This window comes from Mesorhizobium sp. M7D.F.Ca.US.004.03.1.1 (assembly GCF_003998635.1).
In the GTDB taxonomy this organism is placed as follows: Bacteria; Pseudomonadota; Alphaproteobacteria; order Rhizobiales; family Rhizobiaceae; genus Mesorhizobium; species Mesorhizobium loti.
Map to the genome: position 1 here is coordinate 1 of NZ_RZQG01000560.1, position 4,031 is coordinate 4,031.

Genomic DNA, 4,031 nt, shown 5'->3' on the forward strand with positions numbered 1-4,031 from the left:
GTGGATGGCGCCAGCCGGCGCACGCTGCCGCCGGTGGCTTCCGCTGGCGCCTTCAGCCGGTTTTCGGTGGAAATGACATCGGCGAATTCCGGTGCGTTGACCGGGCCGACATGGGCGAGCGCCGTCAGGTCGCCATTGGCGACCTGGTAGAGGCCGATCTCGCTGGTCTCGACGCTGCCGAGGAAGACGCCCGGTTCGGATTTCTCGAGCTTAACGGTCAGTGTCTTGCCGGATGGGGTGATGATCTGCGCGGGGCCGGGATCGTCGGCCATCGTCTGGCGGCGGATTTCCAGCACCATGCCGCGGCCGTCGGCGGTCAGCCGCTCCTCCTCGAGCTCGGGCTCCTTCATCAGCCAGTGCGCAATGCGCCGGTAGAGCTGGACATGCGGGCCGCCGCCCTCGAAGCCGCGCGCCCACAGCCAGCCCTGGTCCGACAGAAGCATGCCGACGCGGCCTTCGCCCTTGCGGTCGAGCAGGAGCAGGGGCCGGTTGTCGGCGCCCTTCATCACCACTTCGCCTTCGGGATTCTGCACGCCGATGGTGCGGAACCAGCGGCTCCAGTGCGGCGGCTCGCTGGCCGAACCATCCAGCCCGCGCGTCACCGGGTGGCGCTGGCCAAGATCGGTGAGGCGCGGATAGAAGGCTTTGTCGACAACCTCGCCGGTCGGCATCGCCGGCAGGGCCGCCATCAGCGGTGTGCGTGCGATCGAGCTTTCGCCGGCATATTCGGGGCCGGCCGCAATCAGCAGCGCGCCGCCCTTTTCGACATATTCGGAGATGTAGTCGTAATAGAGGATCGGCAGCACGTCACGGTGCTGGTAGCGGTCGAAGATGATGAGGTCGAAATCCTTGATCTTCTCGACGAACAGCTCGCGGGTCGGGAAGGCGATCAGCGACAATTCGTTGATCGGCGTGCCGTCCTGCTTTTCCGGCGGCCGCAGGATAGTGAAATGGACGAGATCGACCGAGGCGTCGGATTTCAACAGATTGCGCCAGGTGCGCTCGCCGGCATGCGGTTCGCCGGAGACGAGCAACACACGCAGGTTCTCGCGGATACCGTCGATCAGCGCGATGGCGCGGTTGTTGGTGTCGGTCAATTCGCCCGGCTCGCGATCGATGGCGAGTTCGACGATGTTGCGGCCGGCGCCCGGAATGGTCACCTGCAGCGGCATAGCCTGGCCGACGGTGGCGTGCTCGACCGCCACCTGCTCGCCATTGACCGAAACGCGCACATCGACCGGGCCAGTCTCGTTTTCGGTCGAGATGACGCGGTAGGTCATGTCGAGCGGCTTGCCGACAAGGCCGAAGCGCGGCGCGTTCTCGAAGCGGATGCGGCGATCCTTCTCGTGGTCGTTGCCGGTGATCAAGGCATGCAGCGGAGCGTTGAAATCGGGCGCGCCCCGCGGCGCGTCATGCACCTCGCCATCGGTGACCATGATGGCGCCGCCGATGCGTGACGGCGGCACGTCGCGGAAAGCGCCTTCGAGCGCGCCGAACAGCCGTGTCTCGGTGCGCTCCTCGGCGGCCTCGGATTTGCCGGCCTCGACGACGCGCACGTCGAACTGCTTGAAGCGGCCAAGACGCTGCTGCAGCCCGGCCAGCGCCTCGTCGGTCTGCTTGGTGCGATCGCCGATATCCTGGCTCTGGCTGCGGTCGACAATCAGCGCGACGACGCTTTTCAGCGGCTCCCGCTCCTCGTTGAGGAACACCGGGTTGAACAAGGCGGCGGCGAGCGCCAAAAGGGCGATGAAGCGGAAGACCGAGCCGCGCTGGCGAAACCACAGGCCGACCAGTGCCAGCAGCGCCAACGGCACCAGCGCCAAGGCCAGCAAGGGCCAGGAGATCAGCGGTTCGAAGGAAATCGACCAGTTCATCTCTTACCCTCCCCTTTGTGGGGAGGGTTTATCCGTGACCGGAGCGCACCAAACAAACTCATCTTACTGCCCCAGCCGTTCGAGCAGTATGGGCACGTGCACCTGGTCGGATTTGTAGTTGCCGGTCAGCATGTACATCATGATGTTGACGCCGGCGCGCAGTGCGTAGATGCGCTGCATCGGGTCCGCCGGCACGGTCGGCAGCAGCGGGTCGCCATTCTCGTCGACCGCCCAGGCGCCGGCGAAATCATTGGCGGTGATCATGATCGGCGAAACGCCGTCGCCGGTGCGTACCGGCCGGTTCTCGGCATTGCTGGCGTCGAGCGACGCCTCGACCCACAGCGGGCTGCCGGCGAAGCGGCCGGGGAATTCGGGCAGGATGAAGAAGGATTTGGTCAGCACGTGGTCGGACGGCACCGGCTCCAGCGGCGGCACATTGAGGTTGCCGAGGATGTCACGCAGCCGCTCGGTCGCCGGGCTGGTCGAATCGGCGCCGATGCCATTGGCGAACTGGTCGCGGGTGTCGAACAGCACCGTGCCGCCCTGCTGCATGTAGGCGTCGATGCGTGCGATCGCGGCCTGGCTCGGCATCGGCGCGGCCGGATCGATCGGCCAGTAGATCAGCGGATAGAATGACAGCTCGTCCTTGGAGATGTCGACGCCGGCCGGCGCGCCCGGTTCGAGTGCCGTCTTCTCGATCAGGAAGCGGGTCAGGCCCTCGAGCCCGGCGCGGCTGATCGAATCGTCGCCAGGCACGCCGGTCAGCACATAGGCGATACGGGTCTTCGAAATCGCCTCTATGGCCACTTCGTCGCCCGGCTTGGCATCGTCGGCGCGGGCCAGATCGGCATGGCCGAACAAGCTACCCAGCGCAATCAGGACCGCGACGGTGGTTGCCACGGCCCGGGCACGGCGCGGCCGGCGCGAAAACAGGCCGCCCATCCAGAACACCGCCAGCGTATCGAGCAGCATCAGCACCAGGGCAGCCGCAACCAGCGCGCCCTTCAAATTGCGCGATTCGTCAAAGGCATACTGGATCGATGTGACGGGAACAGTGATTTGCGGGCGTGCCAGCGGGGCCAGCGTGCTGTCGGCTTCAAGCAGATTGTGGGCAAACACGCCGGTCTCGGAACCGTAGAGGCCGGGCGGGTTCTCAAATGTCACGGGCAGGGCACCGGAGCCCGGCACCAGCGGCCGCGCGTCAGGCGTCGGCGGCACCAGCGTGCCGTCGGCTGATATCATGCGGTAGGGCGCCAGCGACGCGGCGGCGGCTTCGGCATTGGCGATCGCCGCGCCCTGGTTGCGTGACAGCTGCACGATGCGGCGCAGCATCTCGACGAAGCTGCCCGAGATCGGCAAGTTCGACCATGTCGCCTCGGGGGTGATATGGAACAGCACCAGCGTGCCCTTGCCTTTTTTCAGTCCGGTGACCAGCGGCGTGCCGTCGGCAAGGGCCGCCCAGGTGCGCTCGACGATGTCGGGCGTCGGCTCGGCCAAGACCTGCCTGGTGACGGTGACTTCGGTCGGCGGAGCGAGATCGGCAAACGGGCCGGCCTTGGGGAATTCGGTGACCGGCTGTGGCGACGTCCATGACAGCGCGCCGCCGAGCGAACGCTCGCCGGTGCGCAGGCGGACCGGCAGCAGGTCGTCGTCATTGCCGGCGGCGGCCAGCCGGGAGCCGGCGAAACGCACCAGCGTGCCACCATTGTCGACCCAGTCGACCAGCCTCTGCCGGACCTGTGCGGGAATGGTGCCGATGTCGGCCATGATGATCATCGCCGGCTTCTGATCGAGGATCTGCGGGATGGCGTCGGCGAGGTCGGCGCTGGAGGGTTCGACGAGATCGGCGAAGGGCTGCAGCGCGCGCCTGATGTAGTAGAGCGGCGACAAAAGCGGCTGCGCCTGGTCGGCCTCGGCCTGCGACAACAGCCCGACGCGGCGGCGCTTGGAGCTTTCGTCGAGGACGCGGACCGCGCCGGCCTGGCGCTCGCCGTCAAGCGCGATCGAAGCGAAGTCGTTGCGCAGCTCGAAGGGCACCGCCATGGTGCCGGTGGCGGTGGTTTCGCCAGGCGAAAAGGTCAGCGTCGCATCGGCGATGCGGCGGCCCTTGTCGTCGAAGGCGCCGGCGGTGACCTGCGCCGGGGCAGGGTCACCCGG

At 67.0% G+C, this 4,031-nt stretch carries 2 protein-coding genes; both read right to left on the reverse strand.

What is annotated here, in order from left to right:
• On the reverse strand, window positions 1-1,874 hold a 1,874-nt coding region (locus EN935_RS25370), incomplete at its 3' end, for a hypothetical protein (protein WP_127373726.1).
• Window positions 1,875-1,937: 63 nt separating this feature from the next.
• The coding region (locus EN935_RS25375; RefSeq protein WP_127373727.1) for a DUF4159 domain-containing protein at window positions 1,938-4,031 on the reverse strand (2,094 nt) is incomplete at its 5' end.